We start from the raw sequence: 24,173 nt of genomic DNA, 5'->3' as shown, positions 1-24,173 counted from the left end.
ACGGTTGATGTTTTCTCCGTGGGAGCGAGCCTGCTCGCGATAGCGGTCGTCAGATCGCTGCTAATCTCAGGCGTCGCCCTTGATTTCCTGATAGCGCTTTTCCAGCTCCTGGCGAATCTGCCGGCGTTGCTGGGCCTGCATGTAGCGGCGCTTGTCTTCGCTGTTCTGCGGCTGCAATGGCGGCACGGCAGCCGGCTTGCGCTGATCGTCCACGGCGACCATGGTGAAGAAGCAGCTATTGGTGTGGCGTACCGAGCGTTCGCGGATGTTTTCGGTGACCACCTTGATACCGACTTCCATCGAGGTATTGCCGGTGTAGTTGACTGACGCCAGGAACGTCACCAGTTCGCCGACATGGATCGGCTCGCGGAAAATCACCTGGTCCACCGACAGGGTCACCACGTAGCGGCCGGCATAACGGCTGGCGCAGGCGTAGGCCACTTCGTCGAGGTATTTGAGCAGGGTGCCGCCGTGGACATTGCCAGAGAAGTTGGCCATGTCGGGGGTCATCAGTACCGTCATCGACAGCTGGGCGTTTCCGGGTTCCATAACGTTCTCACGGGTCAAGGCAGGTTGCGGGAAGATGCACCTCTGCGGGTGCCTGGTCGCTTTTCAAAAGCACCGTTATCGGGACGCCGGGCGACTGGTCGCCGTCACGCTCGGGTCGATCTGTTTCCATATATTGCACCGCCTTTCAGCCGGAAGTCGCGGTGTTACCCTGCCAAAGCCCACCCCCAAGGGCGATTCCTGCACCGAAATCGGATTTTTACCCAGCTCGCCCGGACGTTTCACACATCTGCCGCGGGCATCGTCATTCAAGGAGCCCACGCCATGCATGCCATCAGCTTTATTCAGGATCTGGCAGTGATCATGTTGGTTGCAGGCGTGGTGACCGTGCTGTTCCACCGTTTCAAACAGCCGGTGGTACTCGGTTACATCGTCGCCGGCTTCATCATTGGCCCGCACACCCCGCCGTTTGGCCTGATTCACGACGAAGAGACCATCAAGACCCTCGCGGAGCTGGGAGTGATTTTCCTGATGTTCTGCCTGGGGCTGGAATTCAGCCTGCGCAAGCTGTTCAAGGTGGGGGCCACGGCGTTTATCGCGGCGTTCCTGGAAATCATCCTGATGATCTGGATCGGCTACGAAATCGGCCGCTGGTTCGACTGGAATACCATGGATTCGCTGTTCCTGGGCGCGATCCTGGCCATTTCCTCGACCACCATCATCGTCAAGGCGCTCAACGACCTGAAGATGAAAAACGAGCGCTTCGCCCAGTTGATCTTCGGCGTGCTGATCGTCGAAGACATTCTCGGCATCGGCATCATCGCCCTGTTGTCGAGTATCGCGGTCAGCGGCACGGTGAGTTCCGGGGAAGTGTTTTCAACGGTCGGCAAACTCTCGTTGTTCATGATCGTCGCGCTGGTCGTCGGGATTCTGTTGGTGCCGCGTTTGCTGGCCTACGTGGCGAAATTCGAAAGCAACGAGATGCTGCTGATCACCGTGCTCGGGCTGTGTTTCGGCTTCTGCCTGCTGGTGGTCAAGCTCGAGTACAGCATGGTACTTGGCGCGTTCCTGATCGGCGCGATCATGGCCGAGTCTCGGCAATTGTTGAAGATCGAGCGTCTGATCGAGCCGGTTCGCGACCTGTTCAGTGCCATCTTTTTCGTTGCCATCGGCTTGATGCTGGATCCGATGATCCTTTTGCAGTACGCGTGGCCGATTGCGGTGATCACCGTCGCTGTGGTGCTGGGCAAGATGCTGTCCTGCGGCCTCGGGGCGTTTATCGCCGGCAATGACGGACGGACCTCACTGCGAGTCGGGATGGGGCTTTCGCAGATTGGCGAATTCTCCTTCATCATCGCGGCGCTGGGCATGACGTTGCAGGTCACCAGCCATTTTCTCTATCCCGTCGCCGTGGCGGTCTCGGTCATCACAACGTTGCTGACGCCCTATCTGATCCGCGCAGCCGATCCGTTGTCGATCAAGCTGTCGGCCGCCATGCCAAAACGTCTGGGTCGGGTATTCGGGATGTACGGCGAATGGTTGCGCAGCATCCAGCCGCAGGGCGAAGGCGCGATGCTGGCGTCGATGATCCGGCGGATTCTGCTGCAGGTCGGGGTCAATCTGGCGCTGGTGATCGCGATCTTCCTTGCCGGCGCGTTCTTTGCCGGACGTCTCTCGACCTGGCTGCTGGACTGGATCAGCGATCCGAGCTGGCAGAAAGCGTTGATCTGGGGGGGGGCGCTGCTGTTGTCTCTGCCATTCCTGATTGCGGCGTATCGCAAGCTCAAGGCGCTGTCGATGCTGCTGGCGGAGATGGGTGTGAAGCCGGAGATGGCGGGGCGTCACACACAGCGAGTGCGACGGGTGATCGCCGAAGTGATCCCGATCCTCTCGCTGCTGGTGATTTTCCTGCTGCTGGCAGCCTTGTCGGCCAGTATCTTGCCGACCAACAAGTTGCTGGTGCTGGTCGCCGTGGTCGCGGCCGCCGTGGCGGCGCTGCTCTGGCGCTGGTTCATCCGGGTGCATACGCGGATGCAGGTGGCCTTGCTGGAAACCCTCGAAAATCACAAGGAATCATCGGGGCATTGACCCGGCGGGGCGCCTGGCGGCTCAGCTTTCCAGCCAGACGTCCCGGGCCCAGTGCCAGACCGATTCCCAGGACTCTTCGGTGATCAGCTCTTCTTCGCCGGACCACAGCACCACGGTGCCGTCCTCTTCGACGCAGTAGTAGTTGTCGCCGTCCTGGCAGATCGGAATCAGATCGCGCGGTACGCCGGCATCCCAGGCGTTGGCCGCCACATCCGGCAGATAGGTGTGGGACTGCGGGTCGGTGACGGTCACCGGCTCCAGGCTGCCATAGACCACATCGCTGACGGTCAGCAGGAATTCCTTGAAGACGAACGGGATGTTGATGAAGAGCTCTTCTTCGATTTCCACCAGTTGGTCTTCATCAGGCAGCTCCAGAGGAACCGGCACGGGTTCGTTGGCTTCGCGCAGTTGTTCGATGATTTCTTCCACGTCCGGGGTCCTCTTGCTTGAATGGCGCGGTGTATATGGGCCGGTTTATACAGTAGCTCGCTATAGATGCAACCGCGAAATAGAAAACCCCGGCCTGGGCCGGGGTTTGCTTTGCTGCATGTTTGACGCCGAAGGGATCAGCCGTTCTGGCGGATACCGGCGACCAGCCAAGGCTGGTTTTCGCCCTGTGGACGTTCCATGTTCCAGCTTTCGCTGAACGTTTCGCCCTGGTCGAAACGCGAGGTTTTCGACACGCCGCTGAAGGTCAGGGTGGCGATGGTCTTGTCCGCCCGATCATCCACGCCATCCAGCTGTACCTGAAGGTTGTCGATGTAGGTGGATTGGAAGCCGTCACCCAGATCCGCACGCTCACGCTTGAGGAATTCAAGCATTTGCGGGGTCACGAACTCGGCGATCTTGTCCATTTCATTGGCGTCCCAGTGCTGCTGCAGCGCCTGGAAGTGGCTGCGGGCGGCCTCGAGGAAGCGCTGCTCGTTGAACCAGGCCGGCGCGTTGATCACCGGACGGGCGGCAACCGGAGCGGCCGACCCGCCGAAGATCGAACCCATGGCGGCAGGTTTCTGCTCGAACACTTCACGCTGCATCGGTGCGCCGGCCGGAGCGAACTGCTCCTGCTGCTTGCGGCGACGAGCGGCGATGAAGCGGAAGATCACGAACGCGATCACGGCCATGATCAGGATGTCGAAGAACTGCATGCCCTGGAAGCCGCCGCCCATGAACATGGACGCCAGCAGGCCACCGGCGGCGATGCCGGCCAGAGGGCCGAGCCATTTCGAAGCGCCGCCGGCCTTGGCAGCAGCGCCTGCGGCACCGGCAGCTCCGGCGGTCGCAGCCGCTCCGCCCATGGCCGGAGAAGAAGGAGCCATCTGGCTGGTCTGGTGCGTCGGCGCAGCGCCGGCGCTTTTGCCACCACCGAAGCGCTTGGCGTTGGCGTCGAGGCTCATCGTCAGGCCGATGCACAACGCCATGGCGATGCTAAGAAAACGTTTCATAAAGGGAATTCCCGTTTGTGGAGACACGCGCGCCATGTTGCACAGCTGAAGTGTCACTGGCTAGCGAGAGAGTGTTTCGGGCTTTTGCCTGACAGGTTACGTTCAGCTCGGTCGAGGCAATAAGACCATGTACTTTTGTCTGTAGGAAAAGGATGTAGGTTCAGTGGGAAATTGATCAGCGTTTAAGCGCCAGCATCACCACGCCTGCCGTGATCAAGCCGATGCCGCCCCATTGGCGCAGGTCGAGTTTCTCGCCCAGCAGGATCACGCCGAGCACGGCCACCAGTACCACGCTGAGCTTGTCCACCGGAGCGACCAGCGAAGCCGGCCCGACTTTCAATGCGCGGAAATAGCACAGCCACGAAGCCCCGGTACCCAGCCCCGACAACAGCAGGAACAAATAGCTTTTGGCAGAGATCTCTCCCAGAGACTGATATTGGCCCGTGGCGTACAAAATCAAGGCCAGGCTGACCAGTACCACGATTGTTCGCAGGAGGGTGGCGAAGTCGGAATTGACGTTTTCGATGCCCACCTTGGCGAAGATCGCCGTCAGCGCGGCGAAAGTGGCCGAGAGCAGGGCCCAGAATGTCCAGGAAGAAAAGAAGCCTGAGCCCATGGATAACGCCCCGTTGGATGAATGGTGACATGAACCCTGTGGGGGCGAGCCTGCTCGCGATGGCTGCACCGTGGTTTATCAGGTAAACCGCAGCGCTTCGATTCGCGGGCAGGCTCGCTCCCACAGAACAGCAAAACCGGGTTTCAGATCGCTTCCAGCTTCGCGTACCCCAGCATCAGCCACTTGCTGCCTTCACTGAAGTTCACTTGAACCCTGGCCTGAGCGCCGGTGCCCTCGAAGTTGAGGATTACGCCATCGCCAAAGATCGAGTGACGGACGGCCTGGCCGAGGCTCAGGCCGGTTTCCGGAATCTCGCTGCCGCTGAACAGGTTGCTGCCGCTCATCGACTGATTGCCGCCGAACGGCCGGCTGACACTGTTCGACAGCCGCACCTCCTGGACCAGACCTTTCGGCACTTCCCGTACGAATCGCGATACCTTGTTGTAGGTTTCGCTGCCATACAGGCGCCGGGTCTCGGCATAGGTCATCACCAGATTCTGCATGGCCCGGGTGATACCGACATAGGCCAGGCGTCGCTCTTCCTCAAGACGCCCCGGTTCTTCCAGACTCATCTTGTGCGGGAACAGACCTTCTTCCATGCCCACCAGGAACACGTAAGGGAATTCCAGGCCCTTGGCGCTGTGCAGGGTCATCAGCTGAATGCTGTCTTCATGTTCGTCGGCCTGGGTGTCACCGGCTTCCAGCGAGGCGTGACCGAGGAATGCCGCCAGCGGCGTCAGGTCTTCGTCCTCTTCGGTGTTCTCGAAGTTGCGCGCAGCGCTGACCAGTTCTTCAAGGTTTTCCACCCGGGCCTGGCCTTTCTCGCCTTTTTCCGCTTCGTGGTAAGCGATCAGGCCGGATTGCTCGATGACGGTCTGGGTCATCAGGTGCAACGGCATCTCGGCGCACTTGGCGGCGAGGTTCTCGATCAGCTCGATAAACGCACCGAGGGCGCCGGCCGCACGACCGGTCAGGCCTTTGTTGGCCACCAGCTGGCGCATGGCTTCCCACATCGACACATCGCTGTGGCGTGCATGTTCGCGGATCGCCTCGACGGTTTTCTCGCCGATGCCCCGTGCCGGAACGTTGATCACCCGCTCCAGCGCTGCATCGTTGCCGCGACCTTCCAGCAAACGCAGGTAGGCCATGGCGTTCTTGATTTCCGCTCGCTCGAAGAAGCGCTGACCGCCATAGATACGGTATGGAATGCGCTCGCGCAGCAAGGCTTCTTCCAGAACGCGGGACTGGGCGTTGGAGCGGTAGAGAATCGCGATATCGCTGCGAGCCAGGCCGGTTTTCAGCGCGCTTTCGATGGTTTCGACAACGTAGCGTGCTTCATCGTGTTCGTTGAACGCGGCGTACAGATTGATCGCTTCGCCGTCGCCTCCGTCGGTCCACAGCTCTTTGCCCAGACGCCCGGTGTTGTTGGCAATCAAGGCGTTGGCCGCTTTCAGGATGCCGGCGGTGGAGCGGTAGTTCTGCTCCAGACGGATGGTCTCGGAATCCGGGAAGTCGGAGGAATACTGGTGAATGTTTTCGATTTTCGCGCCGCGCCAGCCGTAGATCGACTGGTCATCGTCCCCGACCACCATCAGGCTGTCGCCGCCCTTGCCCAGCAGACGCAACCAGGCGTATTGCACGGCGTTGGTGTCCTGGAACTCGTCCACCAGGATGTGCCGGAAACGCTTCTGGTAATGTGCCAGCAGGCCCGGATGGTCGCGCCAAAGGTCGAGGGCGCGCAGCAGCAGTTCGGAGAAATCGATGACCCCGGCGCGCTGGCAGGCAGCCTCGTAGGCCTCATAGATGCCGCGCATGGTGGCCAGGTACAGGTCGCCGCTGGCCTGAATGTGTTGCGGGCGGAGACCTTCATCTTTCTGCCCGTTGATGAACCACTGGGCCTGACGGGCCGGCCAGCGCTGTTCGTCCAGCCCCAGCTCACGGATCACCCGCTTGACCAGTCGTTGCTGGTCATCGCTGTCGAGGATCTGGAAGGTCTGGCTCAGCCCGGCTTCCTGCCAGTGGGCTCGCAGCAAGCGGTGCGCCAGGCCGTGGAAAGTGCCAACCCACATGCCGGCCGGGTTGATGCCCAGCAATTGCTCGATGCGGTGACGCATCTCGGCGGCGGCCTTGTTGGTGAAGGTCACCGACAGGATCGAGTGGGGCGAGGCGTTTTCCACCTGGATCAACCAGGCGATACGGTGCACCAGCACTCGGGTTTTGCCGGAGCCGGCACCGGCCAGGACCAATTGACGACCAACGGGGGCCGCTACGGCCTGGCGTTGGGCGTCGTTAAGGGAGTTCAGCAGAAGGGAGAGATCATCGCGCATCGGGGCATTCTAGGGTGCGTCGCAGGCCCGGGCAAACCGAGCTTTGCATTAGCCGATGAAAGTGCGGTCAATGACGACCGGTCGGTCATCGGCCACAGGCGTTGGCCCGCCTCGCTTCGGGGCTTTGACGGGTGACGGGAGACCGAAAAGTTTCGGCGAAATTATGATCTGGAGCAGTTTGGCAAGTGGTTGGGCTTGTGTATGCTCCGTCCACGTTTCCGGGCGCATGCTCACACTTATAAGAACAAGAACGTTGCCTATGACCCTCAGCTTCGACCTGTCGGGCCCCTCTGTGGAACCCCGGATGATCCGCAAGCATTACGCCACCCAGATGGCGGTCGAGCGCACGCGTCTTCTCTATCAGGGTTCGCTGTTGCCCACCCTGTTCATGTTGATCAATGGTCTGGTCTGCGCCGTTCTGCTCTGGAGTCCGCAGCGCTACTTCGTGGTCAGCGTCTGGCTGATCTGGCTGTTGTCGCTGGTGGCGTTGCGGGTGATCCAGGTCGCGGCATTCGATTCGGCGATACCCGATCGCCAGGCACGGCCGGTCTGGGGCCGGATGTTCCTGCTCGGGTCGACCATGACCGGTCTGACCCTGGCCGCAGCCGGCATCGCCCTTGTGCCGGCCGACAACTTCCTGCAACAGGCATGGGTTTTCGGCCTGATCGGCGCCGCGACGCTGTCAGCCAGTGTGGCCTACGCCGTGAGCATTCCGGCCTTTCTATCCTTTACCTTGCCGTGCCTGCTCCCGGCCATCGGCTATCTGTTCTGGGGAGGCGACGAACTGGCGCGTGGCTGGGGCTGGCTCGGTCTGATTCTGCTCGGTTCACTGAGCGTGGTGGCGTGGCAGGTCAACCGTTTGATCGACCGTGGCTTGCTGCGGCGCTTTCAGAATCAGCACCTGATCGAACACCTGCAACAGGCGCAAACTCGCAGCGATCTGCTCAATCAGGCGTTGGCGAAGGAAATCGAGCAGCGTCGTTCGGCCGAAGGCAAGTTGCGTGAGGCACAGGCCGAGCTGGAGGATCGGGTGGCCCGGCGCAGTCGTGAACTGGATCTCGCCAATCAGGCCCTGAGCAAGAGCGAAGCGCGCCTGGCCCTGGCGTTGAAGGCCAGTGAGCTGGGGTTGTGGGACTGGAACCTGCAGACCGACGAGGTTCACCACACGCAGATCCAGGAATTGTTCGGCATTGACCCTGAATACGTCACCGGCTTGCTCAGGCATTTACGGCCACGCTTGCATCCCGAAGATGTGCCGCCACTCAAACGGGCGCTGATCGAGCATTTGAAAGGCCGCAGCGAGGACTATCAGATCGAATACCGGGTGCGCCATGGCGACGGGCACTGGGTCTGGATCGAAGACCGTGGTCGGGCGGTCGAGCGCGATGACAGCGGGCGGGTGCTTCGCATGGTCGGCACCCGACGCGACATCAGTGCCAGCAAAAATCTGGAAGCCCAGCAGCAATTGGCCGCGACGGTGTTCGAGGCGGCCAGCGAAGGCATCGTGATCCTCGACCCGAATTATTCGCTGATCGCCGTCAATCAGGCTTTCAGCCGGGTCACCGGTTATGACATCGATGACATGCTCGGACGCAATGTCGTGGAACTGCCATGCAGCCGCGACGCCCGGCGGCACTACATCACCATCCGCCAGGCACTGGAGCAGCACGGCAGCTGGCAAGGCGAGCTGGTGGAGACCCGCAAGAACGGCGAGCTTTATCCGCAGTGGCTGCAATTGAATGCGGTGCGCGATAACCGGGGAAATGTCAGCCATATCGTGGGCTTCTTCGCCGATCTTTCCGCCCGTCGCGAATCCGAGGAACGGATGCGCTACCTGACCCACTATGACGAACTCACCGGCCTGGCCAACCGCTCGCTGTTTCGCGAAAGGCTGCACGAAGCGCATCAGCGGGTGCGACAGGGCGTACGACGGAATCTGGCGCTGCTGCACATCAACCTGGATCGCTTCAAATTGCTCAATGACAGCCTGGGTCATGAGATAGCCGACCAGTTGCTGCAAAGGATGTCGCGGCGTCTGGTCAATGCCTTGCCGGAAGCGGACACGATCGCCCGGTTATCCGGCGATGAGTTTGCGGTGTTGTTCGATGCTTACAGCAACCTGTCGAGTCTGGCGCGGGTCGCGACACGGTTGTCGTGCAAGCTGCGTCTGCCGCTGACGGTGGAAGGGCACGAATTGGTGGTGAGCGCTTCGATGGGGATCAGCATGCTGCCGGACAACGCCCGGGAGATCGCCGCGCTGGTCAGTCAGTCGAACATGGCGATGCAACATGCCAAGCATCTAGGCGGCAACAACTTCCAGTTCTACACCGACAGCCTGCAGGCCAGCACGCTGGAGCGTCTGCAGCTGGAAAACCAGCTGCGCAAAGCCATCGAAGAGCGGCAGCTGAGCGTGTTCTACCAACCGAAACTGTGCCTGGCGACGGGCCGTCTCAACGCCGCCGAAGCACTGGTGCGCTGGGATCATCCGACCATGGGCCGAGTGCCGCCGGGGGATTTCATCGGGCTGGCGGAGGAGACGGGGCTGATCGGTCCGATCGGCGAGTTCGTGCTGCGTCAGGCATGCCGGCAGGCGTGCGAGTGGCAGCGTCAGGGGCTGGAGCCGATCCGGGTTTCGGTGAATCTTTCAGTGCATCAGTTGCGCCAGGGAAAACTGGCCAGCCTGGTGCGCCAGGTGCTGGAAGAAACCGGGCTGGCGCCGCACTACCTTGAACTTGAGCTGACCGAAAGCCAATTGCTCGACAGTGTCGAGCACATCATCGCGACCTTTCAGCAGCTGCGTGATTTGGGTGTGAAGCTGGCGATTGACGATTTCGGTACCGGTTATTCGTCATTGAGTTATCTGAAGCGGATTCCGGTGGATTACGTGAAGATCGACCAGGCATTCATCCGTGGATTGGGGGAGGGGGGCGAAGATGCGGCCATCACTCGCGCGATCATCGCCATGGCCCATGGACTGTCGCTGAAGGTGGTGGCCGAAGGCGTCGAGCGGCAGGAGCAACTTGATTTCCTGAAAGCCGAGGGCTGTGACGAGGTGCAGGGGTATCTGATCAGCCGTCCGGTGGAGGCCGTCGGTCTCGCCGGCTTGTTGCGCCAGCAGGAAAATCCCCGATAAAGGGCTACATGCAATGCGTGTCTCCGGATATGGGGCGTTCCGGTTACGCATTGAGCAGGCAAAAAGCCGATTCATGTAGTATAACTACAAGCTTGCTACATCCCCGGCATCTGGCCAACGCACATCTTTCCATAACAAGAGTCCAGCCCCTTGAATCTGCTGCAACACATCGCCCAGTCACGTCACCTGTTACGCAAGTCGGAGCTCAAGGTCGCCGACCACGTGCTGCTTGACCCCGCGGCGGTGATGCACAGTTCCATGGCCGACCTGGCCCACAGCGTCGGCATCAGTGAACCGACCATCGTGCGCTTCTGTCGTGCCATCGGTTGTTCCGGTTTTCAGGATCTGAAACTCAAGCTTGCGCAAAGCCTCGCGGCGGGCGCAAGTTTCGGTCAGTTCGCGATCCATGAAGACGACTCGGTCGCCGACTACAGCCTGAAAATTTTCGACACCACCCTGCACACGCTGATGGAAGTTCGCGAGAAGCTCGATCCGCAGGAGTTGCAGCGCGCGGTGACGCTGATGTCTCAGGCCCAGCGCGTCGAGTTCTATGGTTTTGGTGCATCGGGCGCAGTGGCTGCGGATGCGCAGCACAAGTTCTTCCGTCTGTTGCTGACCGCTGCGGCGTATTCCGATCCGCACATGCAGGCGATGTCGGCGGTGACGCTGAAGCCCACCGACGTGGCGATCTGCATTTCCCAGTCCGGTCGTTCCAAGGATTTGCTGATCACTGCCAACCTCGTCCGGGAAAGCGGTGCATCGCTGATCACCTTGTGCCCGAGCCAGACACCGTTGGCCGAGCTGTCGACGGTCAACCTGGCAATCGATGTGCACGAGGACACTGAAATCTATACGCCGCTGACGTCGCGCATCGCCCACCTGGTCGTGATCGATGTGCTGGCCATGGGCGTGGCCATGGCGCGGGGTCCGAGCCTGGTCAACCACCTCAAGAGCGTCAAGCGCAGTCTGCGCAGCTTGCGACTGTCGCCAAAAGCGGTCAAAGCGCTGGATGACTGAAGGTCATGGAATGAGGTCAATCTTCATCTGTCTGTAACCCCGGCGAAGCCAAATCGTCATCCCCCGCGCCTATCGTGAAACTCCCGTACTCGCCTTGGGAGACTCGAAATGGCTCAGCCTTACGAAGAACGCAACAGCGCCGCGAAAACCCGTCGTCAGCAGGAAGACCAGCGCCGCATGGAATTTCGTCGCGCCATCGAAGATCGCTTCGAACTTCGTCAGCTTCAGTGCGAAATCAGCGATTTTCCCGAGGATATCGAACTCAATTACTGGCAGGCATCTCCCGCCGCTTCCCGTCGAAGCGTTCAGCCAGTGCGCTGACCTGCGCCCGCTCGCTGCGGATGAATGCCAGGAAGGCATGGGCCACCGGTGACAGTCGCTTGGCCTTGGCCTGTACCAGGCACCAGCTGCGAAAGAGCGGCAACTCTTCGACCGGAAGCTCCACCAGGCCGCCGGTCGCCAGCTCCAGGTTCAGGGCGTGACGCGTCAACAGCGCCACGCCCAGACCTGCCACAACGCATTCACGCTGAGCTTCGGCCGACGCCACTTCCTGTGTCTGCGTGAAGTGCACGCGTTTTTCCTTGAAGTACTCCTCGCAGGCCAGCCGCGTTCCCGAACCGGGCTCCCGAATCAGCAATGTGTAGGGTTCGAGGTCCTGCAAGCGCAGCGGGCCCATGTGCGACAGCGGGTGATCCGGCGGGGCGACCGCGACAATCGGATTGTTGAGAAACGGCAGAAACTCCAGGCCCATGTCCTGCGGCACCATCGACATGATCACCAGGTCGTCGCGGTTGTCGGAAAGACGGCGGATTACCTGGCCGCGGTTGACCACCGTCAGTTGCAGATTGACTTCGGGGTGCTGGCGCCGGAAAGCGGCGAACAGGTGCGGCACGAAATACTTGGCGCTGGATTCCACCGCCAGTTTCAACTGACCCTGCAAGGAGCCCTGCATGTCCGACAACTGCATGTCGAGGTTTTCCAGGCGACCGAAGATGTCGCGGCTGGCGCGCTGAAGGGCTTCGGCGGCCTCGGTCATGTAGAGTTTTTTGCCGACATAGTCGAACAGCGGCTGTCCGATCAGCTCTTCCAACTGACGAATCTGTAGGCTGACGGCCGGTTGCGTGAGAGACATTTCCTCGGCAGCGCGGCTGTAAGAGCGCAAATCACACACTTCGTTGAAGATCTGCAATTGACGCAATGTCATACGCATCAAGGACTTACGCATTTTTAACCGACTCTGGCCGCTGGCTGATGCTGTGACTATAAGTCTTTACTTATGCATGACCCAATTTTTATTCATTTTTGTTAATTCCTTGTGAGCGCTAGTGTGAAGCCGCGACCAGATTGAAACATTTGGTCACGCGTCGACCTGGGTCTAGCAGGTCGTGGGTACCACCGGCTCAAGGGAACCTCCAAGTGATAACAAAGATCCTGATCGCCAACCGGGGTGAGATCGCCGTACGAATCGTGCGTGCCTGTGCCGAGATGGGCATTCGCTCGGTTGCGATTTTTTCCGACGCCGACCGCCATGCCTTGCATGTGAAGCGTGCCGATGAGGCCCACAGCATTGGTGCCGAGCCGCTGGCCGGTTACCTCAACCCGCGCAAGCTGGTGAATCTGGCCGTGGAAACCGGCTGCGATGCGCTGCATCCCGGTTACGGTTTCCTTTCGGAAAACGCCGAACTTGCAGAGATTTGCGCCGAGCGCGGGATCAAATTCATTGGCCCGTCGGCGGAAGTCATTCGCCGCATGGGTGACAAGACCGAAGCCCGCCGCAGCATGATCAAGGCCGGCGTACCGGTCACGCCGGGTACCGAAGGCAATGTCTCGGGCCTGGAAGAAGCCTTGAGCGAGGGCGACCGTATCGGTTACCCGGTGATGCTCAAGGCCACCTCCGGTGGTGGCGGTCGCGGTATCCGTCGTTGCAACAGCCGCGAAGAACTCGAACAGAATTTCCCTCGGGTCATTTCCGAAGCCACCAAGGCTTTCGGTTCGGCGGAAGTGTTCCTGGAAAAATGCATCGTCAATCCGAAACACATCGAAGCGCAGATACTCGGCGACAGCTTCGGCAACGTTGTGCACCTGTTCGAACGGGACTGCTCGATCCAGCGTCGCAACCAGAAGCTGATCGAAATCGCCCCGAGCCCGCAACTGACCCCGGAGCAGCGTGCCTACATCGGCGATCTGTCGGTGCGTGCAGCCAAGGCTGTGGGTTACGAGAACGCCGGTACCGTGGAGTTCCTGCTCGCCGAGGGCGAGGTGTACTTCATGGAGATGAACACCCGGGTGCAGGTGGAACACACCATCACCGAAGAAATCACCGGGATCGACATCGTCCGCGAACAGATCCGCATCGCCTCCGGCCTGCCGCTGTCGGTGAAGCAGGAAGATATCCAGCATCGCGGTTTTGCCCTGCAGTTCCGGATCAACGCTGAAGATCCGAAAAACAACTTCCTGCCGAGCTTCGGCAAGATCACCCGTTACTACGCTCCCGGCGGCCCGGGCGTGCGTACCGATACGGCGATCTATACCGGCTACACCATTCCGCCGTTCTACGACTCGATGTGTCTGAAACTGGTTGTGTGGGCACTGACCTGGGAAGAGGCGATGGATCGTGGCCTGCGAGCCCTCGATGACATGCGTCTGCAAGGCGTGAAGACCACCGCCGCGTATTACCAGGAAATCCTGCGCAACCCGGAATTCCGTAGCGGCCAGTTCAATACCAGCTTCGTGGAAAGCCACCCTGAACTGACCAACTACTCGATCAAGCGCAAACCCGAAGAGCTGGCCCTGGCCATCGCCGCCGCCATTGCCGCCCACGCAGGCCTGTGAGGATTAGAACAATGACTAAAAAGATTTTCGTAACCGACACCATCCTGCGCGACGCCCACCAATCGCTGCTCGCCACCCGCATGCGTACCGAAGACATGCTGCCGATCTGCGACAAGCTCGACAAGGTCGGCTACTGGTCGCTGGAAGTCTGGGGTGGCGCGACCTTCGACGCCTGCGTGCGCTTCCTGAAAGAAGACCCGTGGGAGCGCCTGCGCCAACTGCGTGCCGCGTTGCCGAACACGCGCCTGCAAATGCTTCTGCGCGGCCAGAACCTGCTGGGCTACCGGCATTACAGCGATGACGTGGTCAAGGCGTTCGTCGCCAAGGCAGCGGTCAACGGTATCGACGTGTTCCGCATCTTCGACGCGATGAACGACGTGCGTAACCTGCGCGTGGCGATCGAAGCGGTGAAGGCTGCCGGCAAACACGCCCAGGGCACTATCGCCTACACCACCAGCCCGGTGCACACCATCGATGCCTTCGTCGCCCAGGCCAAACAAATGGAAGCCATGGGTTGCGACTCGGTGGCGATCAAGGACATGGCCGGCCTGCTGACCCCGTACGCGACGGGCGAGCTGGTCAAAGCATTGAAAGCCGAGCAGTCGCTGCCGGTGTTCATTCACTCCCACGACACCGCCGGCCTGGCTGCCATGTGCCAGCTCAAGGCAATTGAAAACGGTGCCGACCACATCGACACCGCGATCTCCAGCTTCGCTTCGGGCACCAGCCATCCGGGTACGGAATCGATGGTCGCGGCCCTCAAGGGCAGCGAGTTCGACACCGGTCTGGACCTGGAACTGTTGCAGGAAATCGGCCTGTACTTCTACGCCGTGCGCAAGAAATACCACCAGTTCGAAAGCGAGTTCACCGCCGTCGACACCCGTGTTCAGGTCAACCAGGTACCGGGCGGGATGATTTCCAACCTGGCCAACCAGTTGAAAGAGCAGGGCGCTCTCAACCGCATGAACGAAGTGCTGGCGGAAATCCCGCGTGTGCGTGAAGACCTCGGCTTCCCGCCGCTGGTGACACCGACCTCGCAGATCGTCGGTACCCAGGCGTTCTTCAACGTGCTGGCCGGCGAGCGCTACAAGACCATCACCAACGAGGTGAAGCTTTACCTGCAAGGCGGATACGGCAAGGCGCCGGGCATCGTGAACGAAAAGCTGCGCCGTCAGGCCATCGGCAGTGAAGAAGTGATCGACGTGCGTCCCGCCGATCTGCTCAAGCCGGAAATGACCAAGCTGCGTGCCGACATCGGCGCACTGGCCAAGTCCGAAGAAGACGTGCTGACCTTCGCCATGTTCCCGGACATCGGGCGCAAGTTCCTCGAAGAGCGTGCCGCCGGCACCCTCACGCCGGAAGTGCTGCTGCCGATCCCGGAAGCGGGCAAGGTGGCCTCGGCCGGCGGCGAAGGTGTACCGACCGAGTTCGTCATCGACGTCCATGGCGAAACCTACCGCGTGGACATCACCGGTGTCGGTGTCAAGGCCGAAGGCAAGCGCCACTTCTATCTTTCCATCGACGGCATGCCGGAAGAAGTGGTGTTCGAACCGCTCAACGAGTTCGTCAGCGGCGGCAGCAGCAAGCGCAAGCAGGCGTCGGCACCGGGCCATGTCAGCACCACCATGCCGGGCAACATCGTTGATGTGCTGGTCAAGGAGGGCGATATCGTCAAGGCGGGCCAGGCCGTGCTGATCACCGAAGCGATGAAGATGGAAACCGAAGTCCAGGCCGCTGTTGCCGGCAAGGTCACCGCCATCCACGTCGCCAAGGGCGACCGGGTGAATCCGGGCGAGATCCTGATCGAGATCGAAGGCTGAAATAACGGCCTCGATACAACGCTTTAAACCTCGGGGGAGCATGTGCTCCCCTTTTTTTTTCGGCCGCGCCCCGACGAGGATTCAGAACGCCATTCGCCATTGACCCGATACGCCGTGGTTGCGGCTGTCGGAGCCGATCTCCCCGGACAGACCGATATCCAGCGTGTGACTGTCAGAGAGTGCCAGTTCCAGTCCTGTGTCGAGTTTCAAGCTGTTGCGATCCAGTTCTGCTCCATAAACGGTGTAGTCGGACCCGCCGGCGACCAGCCGTTGTCGGGTACTGGTGAAGGTCTCTCCGTAAACGTGTTTCCACCCTGCGCTGAACCGCGGCGTGAGACGCATGCCGTTATCCAGTGTGCCGACCTTCGCCATGCGCAGACCGACGGTGGTGTTGAAGTTGCCTTGGGTTTGCGCGTGAACCTTGAGCGCCGCCGCGCCGCCTGTTTCGGTGTAACCGTTGCGCCGGTAGTGCTGATAACCGACACCGGCAAAGGGTTCGAAGGTCACGTTGGCCCCGCCCAGGTTGTATCCCGACTCGATGAACGCTTGTCGGGTGCTGGCGTGGTAGTTGCCCTTGAGCCGGTCATGGAAGCGACCAAATGCGACTTCGCGGCGGGTGCGGCCTTCATGACCGCTCCAGATTGCACCCAAGCGGAGTGACGACGGGCCGCTCTGGCGCAAGGCGTAGGCACCCAGGTGCCAACTGTCGAGATCGCCGTTCAGTGCTTTACTGTCGATGCGAGTGTCGGATATCCCTCCCATCAACCCCAGGTGCCATTCTTCGGTAACGCGCCAGTCCGTACCCAGCAGCAATCCTTTGGTGGAATGCTGCATGGGTTCCACATCGCGATCCAGTTTGCCGCCATGGCCGAGAGCCTGCAGCCAGACCCTGCCGCTGTCTGTGCTTGCGGCCGCATGACGTGGAGCGTTTCCCTGAACATCATGGGTGCCATCGAGTTGATGCATGGCCGACAGCAGGCTGTCGCTGACTGGTGTGACAGTGCTTAAAGTCGCCTTGGCGAGGGTGGCATTGCTTCCGCCCGACAGTTGATCCCAGGCGATGGCGGCTGTGGTTTCGTCGACAGCAAGTACGGCTTCGATGGCTGCGTTGCCGACGGATGGAGGAGCATCCGTTGACGCAGGCAGCTCAACCACTTGGGTTTGTTGAGCTACGGGCGTTTTCGGCCAGAGCCGGTTCCGGTGACGGCACCGGTTTTTCGATGCTTTCTTCGAGGGCGCTGCCACTTTCTGTCGTGGCGAGCCTCTTGGAAGCAATGTCATTGGAAGGAATGCCATCGGATGTGTGAACTGGAACCGCCAAGTCCTTGGTGCTGACCGGGCTTGTCATGGGCGTCGGAGTGTTCCTTTCTTCACGAGGGTGTTCTTCAGCGGGACTGAGTGGAGCAGGTATTTCCTTCTTTTTGCGCGGCTTTTTGACCTTCACTTCGATATCGACGTGCGCGTCGGGCTCTGATTGCTCCGCCAGTGAAAATTCTACGCAACCGGTAGCCAGCGCAATGGCCAGGACAAGATGTTTGAGCTTGGATTTATGTTGAAGGGGCATTCCGTTCGGCCTCTTGAAGGGTGAGGCCAAACTGTAAAAGTCGAAGCAGGTGCCTCGATGCCGGGCGATTCCGAACCGTACGAAGGTGTTGGCACCCGCTTTTGTAGCTCAATCAATGGCGGGTCATGAGCCCGCCATGATTACTTCATGGACCGGACGCCTTTGCCTACAACACCCGCTGAAGTATCGATTGGCGAAACCTCAGAAACTCATCTGCCACTGCCCGATCAACCCATGATTGCGACTGTTGCTGCCAATCTCGCCGCTGTAACCCAGCCCCAGCGTGTGCCGCGCGGAAACACCCAGATCCAGGCCGGCCTCAAGCACCAGGCTGTCACGATCCAGCGCGGTGCCATCGACGTTGAATGCTGTACCGCCAACGACGAAGGCCTGACGGGTCGAGCTGCTGACATCACCATAGGTGTGCTTCCAGCCGGCGGCCATACGTGGTGTCAGGCTCATGCCATTGTCCAGTGAGCCGAGGTGCGCCAGGCGTACGCCGAAGGTGCTGCTGAAGTTGTCCTGGGTCTGGCTGTCGACCTGCAAAGCCGCCGCGCCGCCCTTTTCCTGATAGCGGTCGCGGTGATAACGCTGGTAGCCGAGGCTGGCGTGAGGTTCGGCGCTGAGCCGGCCACTGCCCATGGCGTAGCCGAGTTCGGCGAAGGCCTGCTGGCTGTTGGCGTCGTAATCGCCTTTGGGGCGGTCGCTGAAACCGTTGAACGCGACCGTGCGTTTGCTTTCGCCTTGATGACCGCTGTAAGCCGCGCCCAGGCGCACTGCGAACGGGCCATTCCGATGCTGGGCGTAGACCCCGGCATGCCAGCTTTCGACATTGCCGTCGACACCGGTGGCGTCCAGATCGGTCTTCGAATACCCACCAAGAATGCCCAGTCGCCATTGTGGATTCAGTACCCAATCGGCACCGAGCACGCTGCCCCTGGTGCGCTGCTCGAGGCTGCCGTTGCCGTGTTCGCCATCGAGCTTGCCGTAGCCGCCGATGGCTTGTAGCCAGAGTCGTCCGCGAGCGTTCGGGTCATTCAGATTGCGCGCTTCGGACGGTACGCCGTTGGCGGCGAGGATCGGTGTGTCACGCTGATCGAGGCCGACCATCAAGCCGGGACTGCCGCCCATTTGCCGCATCGCTGAAAGCATGCTGCCGCCCACCTGGCTGCTGGCGCCGAGGGTAGCGCTGGTCAGGTTGGCGTTGCTGGCGCCGGCCAGTTGTTCGATGGCCGCGCCGGCACTGCCTTGAGTGGTGTTGAGCAAGGCGTTGTACAGCGCGTTGTTCTTGCCCATCGAGGCCAGGCTGTTGGCGGCGTTGCTGCCGTTGCCGGTGATGGCGTATTCATTGAACGCCACATCATTGCGGGTGTAGGTCAGATCAACCTGAGTCGGCGAGTAAGCAAGTGTCGGGGTGAGAAAGGCGTAGTCGCTGGTGACCGCACCGAACGTGCCGTTGACCTGCGCAGCCTGCAACACCGTGTATCGGCTTTGCCATGGATAGGTGCCGGTGCCGGGATTGACCGCCAGCGTCGCACCGTTGAGGTTGGCCGTGCCGCCGACCTGCACCGGTGCGCTGCTGCCATCGGCATTGACACCGTAAGCGAGGGTGGATGCGCTGCCCATGTTCAAGTCGTGCACGACGGTCGCGGTGCCGAGCCGGGTGTCGGTGCGCAACGTACCATTCACATTGAGGTTGCCCACTGAGCCACCGCCGGCATAAACGCCGCCGGCGTCTACGGTCAGGTTGCCGGCGATGCCGCCCTGGTTGATAAGGGTGGCGCCATTGCGCACGGCACCGCCGTCGCTGAAATCGCCGCTGCCGGTCAGCGTCCAGGCGCCTTGCTTGACCTCCAGCCACTCGAAATTGCGACTGGCACCGAAGCTGCCGCCCGCCGCGTCGTCCATCATTACGCGGTCATAACCGGTGCCGCCATCGACCACACCAATAAACCGGCTGCCGCTGCGCAGGGTCAGGCTGTCGTCGCCGCCGCCCAGATCCAGCGCCAGACCGTTGCTGCCGCTGAGGGTGCCGCCGTTGATGACGTTGTCGGCGAATTCACCGACGAACTTCACGCCGAAACCGTCGAGCCCTTGAATGGTGCCGTAGTTCTCCAGCGTGGTGGCCGCCAGTCCAGAACCACCGCTGCCGTCGTCCACCAGAATGGCACTGTTGGCGCCGCTGATCAGCGCGCCTTTGCCGTTGAGGATGTAACCGCCGCCAAGGGCGATGCCTTCACTGCCATTGGCAAAACCACCCTTGTCCACGCCGCCCGCGCCGATGCCCTGGATGGTGCCGTAGTTTTCGATGTGGGCGATCTTGTCGATGTCTACGCCGTCACCGTCACCATTGGCTTGCAATCCGGAATACGCGCCAGTGATGGTGCCGTGGTTGATCACCGTGCCGTCGCCATCGGAGCCGAAACCCGAGCCATTGCGCCCGGTGATCTGCCCGTAGTTGACCAGCGTCGCGCCAAGGTCGGTGGTGATGCCGTGGCGTCCACCGGAAATCACACCGTAGTTGGTCACGCTGACACCGGTCGCGGTGTCGATATCGATGCCGTCGAACTTCTGGTCGGCGTTATGCGAGTCACCGGTGGAGATCTCGCCGTAGTTGCTGATGGTCGCGTTGGCACCGGTCTTCATGCCGTCGCTGGCGTCGCCACGAATCAGTCCGCCCGCGCGGTTGATGATCGTGGTTTTGACGCCGTCGCTGCGCAGCGCATCCAGATCCAGGGCCTGGCCTGTGGTCGAACGAATGGTGCCGCTGTTGTCGATCAGCAGGCTGCCGCTGACGAAGTTGCTGTCGATGCGAATCGCGTCGTTGGAGCCGAGAATCTGCCCGCCGCTGCGGTTGTAGATCGCGTAATTGCGTGCCTGGGTCAGGTCGCCGCTGCTGTCGATGGCCCGGCCACCGGTGGAGATGATCTTGCCGGCGTTGTCGATGATCACGCCGACACCGCGGGTGCCGTCCTTGAGGCTTACGGCCTTGCCGCTGTTGGTGATGCTGCCCGGTGCCGAAATCGTCAGGGTGTCGTTGCCGCCCAATGTCTGCGACGCGGTGGTGGCGGTGTCGATCACGACATTCTTGCCGTGGGCGGCACTGGTGGCGATCAACAGGGCGGTGACAAGCGAAAGGCGCTGAGGCGGGATCGGCATTGGAGAACGTCCTTTTAGTTATTAGAGAGGGCGTTCTGTATAGCGGAGGGGGTTTACAGAATGATGTCCGTGATGAATTCAATGACATCTGCATTATTTTGCATCTATCGAGAAATTTGGCCGCCTGGTCTGCACTTTATTGCAGATAAGGGATCGTCTTGTGCTTCTTGAATGCACTATATTGCAGTTCTGATTCACTAAGCGATTGCAGAGATGCATTTAATTGCAGGTGAGACCCGCATGCACAACCTGACATTGCAGATATTCGAAGCCGGCAAATGGCACGACGCGATGGTGTTGAGTTTCGACTCGCCCGAAAAAGGCTTCGAAAGCCGTTGCAGCTTTGGTTACGAGTCGGCGTATCTGGTCGAAGACTATGAGGCCATTGGCTCTGCGTTTTCCAGGGCCGTGAGCGCGTCGTATCCGCTGGATTGGGAAGGCCGGCGATCCATCACGCCTGCATTCGTGCATGACATTGTACCGGCAGGCGCTGCCAAAAGGTTTCTTCTCGCACGTCTGGGGCAGGAGAAACCTGCAGACATCAGTGCTGATCTTTATCTGCTCGGACGCTGCACCCCGGCTCCGATCGGCAATATGCGGATAAAGGAATCAGCCGAGGCTGTCGACGAGCGCAAACCCATAGGGTTTCAGCGCCAGGATGTCGTCAGCCGTGACCACCGGTTTCTTGAATACGCTTATGAAATGGGGGCTGCGATCGGCGGTGCGACGGGAGCCGGAGGTGAAGCGCCCAAGATTCTTCTGGCTGAGGATCGTGCCGGTCTTTTGTACCCCGATGCAGTGCTGGAGGATGGAAACGTCCGTCAGCACTGGTTTGTGAAATTTGCCCGAAATAAAGGCAGTCAAACCGATCAAGACATCCTGCGCAGCGAATTCCATTACTACCAGGCGCTTCAGGCACTGGGTATCGAGACCGTCGCAGCGGAAGGTCTGGCGTTAGAGGAAGCGAGCAAACCGAGCTTGTGGATGCAGCGTTTTGATCGTCAGGTGACTGAGCGAGGTGTAGAGCGATTTGCTGTGGAGTCGATCTACTCGCTGGCCGGAGTGACGACGCCGGGAAGTGCGATGAACCATATGGATGTCATTCGCATGCTCGCCAGGCTCTGGCGCGAAGCGGGGCAAGCGGATGAGATTCCGGCACTTGTCGCAGACTATTTACGTCGGGATCTGATCAACAAGATTCTGGGCAACTCGGACAATCACGGTCGCAACACCGCAATCATTCGTTATGTCGACTCGTATCGTCTGGCCCCCATTTATGATCTGGCCCCCATGGTCATGGATGATGAAGGTGTGACCCGCACGACCAAGTGGCCAAAAGAGCTGGAGAGGGCGGGTGATGTCGATTGGCGGGGTGTTTGCCGCGCATTGGCGGACATTTCCGATCCGGATGACCCATTGACATTGTCCGACGCGCCGGAGTCTTTCGAGCGCTTGCGTGAAGATGCGCAGTGCCTGGCCGAGTTGCCGGATATTTTGAGCGCCAGCGGTTTGCCTGACCGGACAATGAATCATCCGGGCGTTCACCTGAAAAACCTGGAGCAACGTTTGAAAGAGTGGGATTTGAAATGAGCATGACCGTCGCCGAGCGCACCGTGCTCATCGAAAGCATTCAAGAAGCACTGGCTCAGGGAAGCGTGGAGATCGGTGAAGCCGTTCGCCGTTTGCGCGTGGAGGTCACCGGGTTGCATCAGACCCAGTTTGCGAAGATGTGCAGGATTTCGGTACGTACGCTGGTGCACATCGAGCACGGGGAGGGTAATCAGACATTGAAATCGCTGAATGCCGTGTTCCGCCCGTTCGGACTGAAGATGGGGGTGGTGCGGGTTCGGCGAAATGACAGCTGAACCCGCAACCCGATCAGTGTCGATCGAGTTTCAGCCGCGGCACTCGACCAACCCCTTCACCTGCCCCTCGGCCGTCTGGTTCTCATCGCTCAACCAGCGCTCGAATCCTGCCGCGATGGCCGGCCATTCCGTATCCAGAATCGAATACCACGCGGTATCGCGGTTCCGGCCTTTTACGACCATGTGCTGGCGGAACACGCCTTCGAAGCTGAAACCCAGGCGCTCGGCCGCGTATTTGGAGCGGGCGTTGCCGTTGTTGCATTTCCATTCGAGGCGGCGGTAGCCGAGGGCAAAGGATTCCCTGGCCAGCAGGTACACCGCCTCGGTGCTTTTCGGCGAGCGCTGCATGGGGGCGCCGAAGGTGACATGGCCGATTTCGATACGGCCATGAGCCGGGACGATCGACATCAGACTGAGAATGCCTTGCACCTGGCCGCTGGCGCGGTCGATGACACTGAAGAAATACGGATCGCTGTGGGCCGCGTGGTTGTTCAGCCAGTCATTGAAAGCGCTGCGTTCCGGGAACGGGCCGTAGGGCAAGTAATCCCAGAGTTTCGGATCGGCGCCGGGGCCTTGCAGAGCGTTGAACAGGTCGTCGCCGTGGCGCGCCGGGTCGAGTTTTTCCAGGCGAATGTAGCGGCCTTCGATCAGGGTGGTCGAAGGCGATGGAACGCCTTTCCAGTCAGCGAGAGAAATCGTCATGCGCGTAGATCCTTAAATGGCTTTGCGAAACTGGATGAAACCCGGGCGTTCGGCGATGCGCTCGTAGAGCCGGATCGCGGTGGCGTTGGTTTCGTGGGTCAGCCAGTGCACCTTGCAGCACCCGTCGGCCTTGGCCGTGGCGTAAACGTGTTCGATCAGCAGGCGGCCCACGCCGGTGCCACGGGTTTGCGGCTCCACCAGCAGGTCTTGCAGGTAGCAAGAGTTCTCGATGCTCCAGTTCGAACGATGATAGATGAAGTGCACCATGCCCACCGCTTTGCCATCGGCCCAGGCGAGTGCAGCGTGGGTCGGTTCGTTCGGGTCGAGAAAACGCTGCCAGGTGCTTTGGCTGACGGCCTCCGGCAATTGGGTGTTGTAGAAACGCAGGTAGACCTGCCACAGCGGCAGCCATGCGGCGTGATCGTCGGCGCTGACCGGACGGATGTCGATCTGACTCATGGTGATTTCCTTAACGCATCAGGTGAGCGAGGGTTTGATCGTTGATGTCGGAGCTGGCGGCCAGGCCTTCGCGTACGCCGGCGATATCGGCGGGGCTGCGGTTCTGGCTGAGCTTGCGCTTGCCTTCGAGGCGGTTGATCGGGATGGCGAAGCCGACGATGGCCTTGAGCATGCCGTCGATGTAGTCGGCCGGGGCATCGTCGACCGACCAGGGCTGGGCGCGGCCGGCCTCATGGCGATCGGTGAGGGTGCTGACGATGTCCAGCAGCCGCCCCCCATCGCTGAAGGTTTCGGCGTGACCGTAGGCGTGCACGGCGACGTAGTTCCAGGTCGGCACAACCTTGCCGTGCTCGGCCTTGCTCGGGTAGAAATCCGGGCTGACATAGGCATCGGCGCCGGGAAAAATCACCATGGCCTCGGCGCCGTCACGCAGGTCCTTCCATTGCGCATTGGCCTTGGCCAGATGCCCGTACAGCGTGCCGTTCGGGCCTTGTTCACGATGCAGCAGCACCGGCACATGGCTGGCCTGCAAACCGTGTTCACCGTGGGTCACCAGGATGGCGAGGCGAGTGGCGAGGATCAGTTCGTGCAGTTGGGACAAGTCGTCGATGGCAAAGGCGCGGGGCGTGTACATGGAGAGAT

At 60.6% G+C, this 24,173-nt stretch carries 20 protein-coding genes; 8 read left to right on the top strand and 12 right to left on the bottom strand.

What is annotated here, in order from left to right; genetic code table 11:
* Positions 1-66: 66 nt before the first annotated feature.
* Entirely contained in the window at positions 67-549 is a 483-nt protein-coding gene (locus BBF94_RS21035) for an acyl-CoA thioesterase (RefSeq protein WP_003229693.1), read from the bottom strand.
* A 282-nt stretch (positions 550-831) separates the two neighbouring features.
* Between BBF94_RS21035 and BBF94_RS21030 the strand changes: the two genes are divergently transcribed.
* On the top strand, positions 832-2,595 hold the full coding sequence (locus BBF94_RS21030; protein WP_065260889.1) for a cation:proton antiporter: 1,764 nt from the start codon (positions 832-834) through the stop codon (positions 2,593-2,595).
* Positions 2,596-2,616: 21 nt separating this feature from the next.
* Here BBF94_RS21030 and BBF94_RS21025 read toward each other — a convergent pair whose 3' ends face one another.
* The 4 genes from BBF94_RS21025 to uvrD form a co-directional block, all read right to left on the bottom strand.
* Complete coding sequence (locus tag BBF94_RS21025) at positions 2,617-3,024, bottom strand: SMI1/KNR4 family protein (protein WP_024164487.1); 408 nt, start codon at positions 3,022-3,024, stop codon at positions 2,617-2,619.
* A 137-nt stretch (positions 3,025-3,161) separates the two neighbouring features.
* Complete coding sequence (locus BBF94_RS21020; RefSeq protein WP_065260888.1) at positions 3,162-4,037, bottom strand: Tim44 domain-containing protein; 876 nt, start codon at positions 4,035-4,037, stop codon at positions 3,162-3,164.
* 175 nt (positions 4,038-4,212) lie between these two features.
* The gene (locus BBF94_RS21015) at positions 4,213-4,653 is read right to left on the bottom strand and encodes an EamA family transporter (protein ID WP_065260887.1); all 441 of its coding nucleotides are present in this window, start codon (positions 4,651-4,653) and stop codon (positions 4,213-4,215) included.
* A 143-nt stretch (positions 4,654-4,796) separates the two neighbouring features.
* A complete protein-coding gene (gene uvrD / locus BBF94_RS21010; protein WP_065260886.1) occupies positions 4,797-6,980 on the bottom strand; it encodes a DNA helicase II in 2,184 nt (727 codons plus the stop codon).
* Positions 6,981-7,239: 259 nt separating this feature from the next.
* Between uvrD and BBF94_RS21005 the strand changes: the two genes are divergently transcribed.
* The 3 genes from BBF94_RS21005 to BBF94_RS27325 all read left to right on the top strand — a co-directional run bounded on the left by BBF94_RS21005 (position 7,240) and on the right by BBF94_RS27325 (position 11,451).
* A complete protein-coding gene (locus BBF94_RS21005; protein WP_065260885.1) occupies positions 7,240-10,113 on the top strand; it encodes a putative bifunctional diguanylate cyclase/phosphodiesterase in 2,874 nt (957 codons plus the stop codon).
* Positions 10,114-10,263: 150 nt separating this feature from the next.
* Complete coding sequence (gene hexR, locus BBF94_RS21000; RefSeq protein ID WP_065260884.1) at positions 10,264-11,130, top strand: transcriptional regulator HexR; 867 nt, start codon at positions 10,264-10,266, stop codon at positions 11,128-11,130.
* A 108-nt stretch (positions 11,131-11,238) separates the two neighbouring features.
* Complete coding sequence (locus BBF94_RS27325; protein WP_082302450.1) at positions 11,239-11,451, top strand: PA3496 family putative envelope integrity protein; 213 nt, start codon at positions 11,239-11,241, stop codon at positions 11,449-11,451.
* Here the strand turns inward: BBF94_RS27325 and BBF94_RS20995 are convergent.
* On the bottom strand, positions 11,393-12,355 hold the full coding sequence (locus BBF94_RS20995) for a LysR family transcriptional regulator (RefSeq protein WP_065260883.1): 963 nt from the start codon (positions 12,353-12,355) through the stop codon (positions 11,393-11,395). The genes BBF94_RS27325 and BBF94_RS20995 overlap by 59 nt on opposite strands.
* A gap of 191 nt (positions 12,356-12,546) precedes the next feature.
* On the opposite strand from BBF94_RS20995, the gene BBF94_RS20990 reads away from it, so the two are divergent.
* Together BBF94_RS20990 and oadA are read left to right on the top strand one after the other, a co-directional pair.
* A complete protein-coding gene (locus BBF94_RS20990; protein ID WP_065260882.1) occupies positions 12,547-13,962 on the top strand; it encodes an acetyl-CoA carboxylase biotin carboxylase subunit in 1,416 nt (471 codons plus the stop codon).
* A gap of 11 nt (positions 13,963-13,973) precedes the next feature.
* Positions 13,974-15,782: a sodium-extruding oxaloacetate decarboxylase subunit alpha gene (gene oadA, locus BBF94_RS20985; protein WP_065260881.1), complete on the top strand. Its 1,809-nt coding sequence runs from the start codon at positions 13,974-13,976 to the stop codon at positions 15,780-15,782.
* 81 nt (positions 15,783-15,863) lie between these two features.
* On the opposite strand, the gene BBF94_RS20980 is transcribed toward oadA, so the two are convergent.
* From BBF94_RS20980 to BBF94_RS20975, 3 genes are all read right to left on the bottom strand, one after another.
* Entirely contained in the window at positions 15,864-16,937 is a 1,074-nt protein-coding gene (locus tag BBF94_RS20980) for an autotransporter outer membrane beta-barrel domain-containing protein (protein ID WP_225875080.1), read from the bottom strand.
* Positions 16,930-17,346, bottom strand: coding sequence for a hypothetical protein (locus BBF94_RS28200; RefSeq protein ID WP_225875079.1), 417 nt, complete (start codon positions 17,344-17,346; stop codon positions 16,930-16,932). Before BBF94_RS28200 ends, BBF94_RS20980 begins: the two co-directional genes overlap by 8 nt.
* 201 nt (positions 17,347-17,547) lie before the next feature.
* The gene (locus BBF94_RS20975; RefSeq protein WP_065260880.1) at positions 17,548-20,505 is read right to left on the bottom strand and encodes an autotransporter outer membrane beta-barrel domain-containing protein; all 2,958 of its coding nucleotides are present in this window, start codon (positions 20,503-20,505) and stop codon (positions 17,548-17,550) included.
* A gap of 240 nt (positions 20,506-20,745) precedes the next feature.
* Here BBF94_RS20975 and BBF94_RS20970 point away from each other — a divergent pair, with 240 nt between their 5' ends.
* Entirely contained in the window at positions 20,746-22,095 is a 1,350-nt protein-coding gene (locus BBF94_RS20970; protein ID WP_065260879.1) for a HipA domain-containing protein, read from the top strand.
* On the top strand, positions 22,092-22,370 hold the full coding sequence (locus BBF94_RS20965; protein ID WP_065260878.1) for a helix-turn-helix domain-containing protein: 279 nt from the start codon (positions 22,092-22,094) through the stop codon (positions 22,368-22,370). The genes BBF94_RS20970 and BBF94_RS20965 overlap by 4 nt, the downstream gene beginning before the upstream one ends.
* Before the next feature lie 30 nt (positions 22,371-22,400).
* On the opposite strand, the gene BBF94_RS20960 is transcribed toward BBF94_RS20965, so the two are convergent.
* From BBF94_RS20960 to BBF94_RS20950, 3 genes are read right to left on the bottom strand one after another with little or no spacing between them, the layout of a single operon-like run.
* Positions 22,401-23,072, bottom strand: a complete 672-nt coding sequence (locus BBF94_RS20960; protein ID WP_065260877.1) for a GNAT family N-acetyltransferase — start codon at positions 23,070-23,072, stop codon at positions 22,401-22,403.
* A gap of 12 nt (positions 23,073-23,084) precedes the next feature.
* A complete protein-coding gene (locus BBF94_RS20955; protein ID WP_065260876.1) occupies positions 23,085-23,531 on the bottom strand; it encodes a GNAT family N-acetyltransferase in 447 nt (148 codons plus the stop codon).
* 10 nt (positions 23,532-23,541) lie between these two features.
* Positions 23,542-24,165, bottom strand: a complete 624-nt coding sequence (locus BBF94_RS20950) for an FMN-binding negative transcriptional regulator (RefSeq protein WP_065260875.1) — start codon at positions 24,163-24,165, stop codon at positions 23,542-23,544.
* Positions 24,166-24,173: the final 8 nt, after the last annotated feature.

Source organism: Pseudomonas bananamidigenes (genome assembly GCF_001679645.1).
Taxonomy (GTDB): domain Bacteria; phylum Pseudomonadota; class Gammaproteobacteria; order Pseudomonadales; family Pseudomonadaceae; genus Aquipseudomonas; species Aquipseudomonas bananamidigenes.
The sequence above is the reverse complement of the archived record's forward strand: the minus strand, read 5'-3'. Positions and strand labels throughout refer to the sequence as shown.

What these genes read in the sequence shown, in the direction of transcription:
- BBF94_RS21035 (WP_003229693.1), bottom strand. Translation starts at nt 549, where the DNA reads ATGGAACCCGGAAACGCCCAGCTGTCGATGACGGTACTGATGACCCCC.
- BBF94_RS21030 (WP_065260889.1), top strand. Translation starts at nt 832, where the DNA reads ATGCATGCCATCAGCTTTATTCAGGATCTGGCAGTGATCATGTTGGTT.
- BBF94_RS21020 (WP_065260888.1), bottom strand. Translation starts at nt 4,037, where the DNA reads ATGAAACGTTTTCTTAGCATCGCCATGGCGTTGTGCATCGGCCTGACG.
- BBF94_RS21015 (WP_065260887.1), bottom strand. Translation starts at nt 4,653, where the DNA reads ATGGGCTCAGGCTTCTTTTCTTCCTGGACATTCTGGGCCCTGCTCTCG.
- uvrD (WP_065260886.1), bottom strand. Translation starts at nt 6,980, where the DNA reads ATGCGCGATGATCTCTCCCTTCTGCTGAACTCCCTTAACGACGCCCAA.
- BBF94_RS21005 (WP_065260885.1), top strand. Translation starts at nt 7,240, where the DNA reads ATGACCCTCAGCTTCGACCTGTCGGGCCCCTCTGTGGAACCCCGGATG.
- BBF94_RS27325 (WP_082302450.1), top strand. Translation starts at nt 11,239, where the DNA reads ATGGCTCAGCCTTACGAAGAACGCAACAGCGCCGCGAAAACCCGTCGT.
- BBF94_RS20995 (WP_065260883.1), bottom strand. Translation starts at nt 12,355, where the DNA reads ATGCGTAAGTCCTTGATGCGTATGACATTGCGTCAATTGCAGATCTTC.
- oadA (WP_065260881.1), top strand. Translation starts at nt 13,974, where the DNA reads ATGACTAAAAAGATTTTCGTAACCGACACCATCCTGCGCGACGCCCAC.
- BBF94_RS28200 (WP_225875079.1), bottom strand. Translation starts at nt 17,346, where the DNA reads ATGCCCCTTCAACATAAATCCAAGCTCAAACATCTTGTCCTGGCCATT.
- BBF94_RS20975 (WP_065260880.1), bottom strand. Translation starts at nt 20,505, where the DNA reads ATGCCGATCCCGCCTCAGCGCCTTTCGCTTGTCACCGCCCTGTTGATC.
- BBF94_RS20970 (WP_065260879.1), top strand. Translation starts at nt 20,746, where the DNA reads ATGCACAACCTGACATTGCAGATATTCGAAGCCGGCAAATGGCACGAC.
- BBF94_RS20965 (WP_065260878.1), top strand. Translation starts at nt 22,092, where the DNA reads ATGAGCATGACCGTCGCCGAGCGCACCGTGCTCATCGAAAGCATTCAA.
- BBF94_RS20960 (WP_065260877.1), bottom strand. Translation starts at nt 23,072, where the DNA reads ATGACGATTTCTCTCGCTGACTGGAAAGGCGTTCCATCGCCTTCGACC.
- BBF94_RS20955 (WP_065260876.1), bottom strand. Translation starts at nt 23,531, where the DNA reads ATGAGTCAGATCGACATCCGTCCGGTCAGCGCCGACGATCACGCCGCA.
- BBF94_RS20950 (WP_065260875.1), bottom strand. Translation starts at nt 24,165, where the DNA reads ATGTACACGCCCCGCGCCTTTGCCATCGACGACTTGTCCCAACTGCAC.